Source organism: Thermogladius sp. (assembly GCF_049970955.1).
Taxonomy (GTDB): domain Archaea; phylum Thermoproteota; class Thermoprotei_A; order Sulfolobales; family Desulfurococcaceae; genus Thermogladius.
The window spans coordinates 1-1,112 of record NZ_JBMFLY010000127.1; the positions used below are offsets into that span (position 1 = coordinate 1).

1 protein-coding gene is annotated in these 1,112 nt (G+C 62.6%); it reads right to left on the reverse strand.

Going from position 1 to position 1,112, the window contains the following annotated elements; genetic code table 11:
* Positions 1 to 166 precede the first annotated feature (166 nt).
* The coding region (locus ACP5VX_RS07300) for a hypothetical protein (RefSeq protein ID WP_428725215.1) at positions 167 to 1,112 on the reverse strand (946 nt) is incomplete at its 5' end.

Genomic DNA, 1,112 nt, shown 5'->3' on the forward strand with positions numbered 1-1,112 from the left:
AACGGGGCTGGGCGGAGGCGGGGTGGGGGAAAAGGACGCCCATTAGACCCGATGAGGTAGGCGAGCCCCACTCCCATTCGGAAACGCTACCTGTAACTACAGAGCACTACCCTCCACCAGCTCGCCGAGAACGTCGGGCCCTCAGTTGGTCCCCGCGCCGTCCTTTTCACGAACCTTCCTGTCGGCCCGGTCGCCTGGAGAGGAGGTCCAGCACCTGCTGGACTACTCTCTCGGCACTAGTCGACGCCTCGAAGGGCTTTAGCTCGAGCACTGCTATCTCGGAGCACCCTAGAGACTCCAGCAACTTCTTAGCCTCGGCGCCCTTGCCTCCCCACCCGTGGACGTCTACGAATAGCACCTTGCCGCAACCCGCCTTGTGCGCCACCAGCTCGAGTGCGAACTTGACGAGGGGGAACACACTGTTCTCGTAGACGGTCGAGACGACCACTATTAGGCCGGCCCCGAGGGCGTCGTTGACGATTTCGCTGACGTGGTGCCGGTGCTTGTCGGTGAAACCGCGCACGCTGACCTCCACGCCCTCTTCTTTGAGGCGCCGGCCCAACTCCACCACTAGCCTCTCGGAGTGCCCGTACATGGAGGCGTATAGCAGCACGACCTTACCGCCTCTGCTAGTCGACCAGTCCAGGTATAGGTCGAGTAGAACGCTTGCCTCCGCTCTATCTAGGACGAGCCCGTGGCCTGGGGCCACAAGCTCGCTCGACCATATCGCCTCTTTTAGCTTACCGGACGCCTTGACCACGAAGTCCCTGTAGTGGGCCACTACGCCTGCGAAGTACTTCCGTGCGAGGGCGTAGTACTCTCTCCTCTGCTCCTCGCCGAGCTCCCTTAAAGCTACGGCCCTGTGGGAACCGAAGGAGCCGAAGACGTCGCAGGTGAAGAGCACGCCCAGCTCCTCCACCTGCGTCACGATGGTCTCTGGCCAGTGGAGCCACGGGACGTGGCTGAACTTAAGGGTCAGCGGGCCCACCGGTAGCTTCTCGCCGTCGGCCACCGGCTTGAAGTCGGGCTCCAACCCGTAGAAGTCCTTGATGAGCTTCTTGGTCAGGGGGTGGCCGAGGACCCTCACACCCCTTCTAGCCTCGAGCACCTCG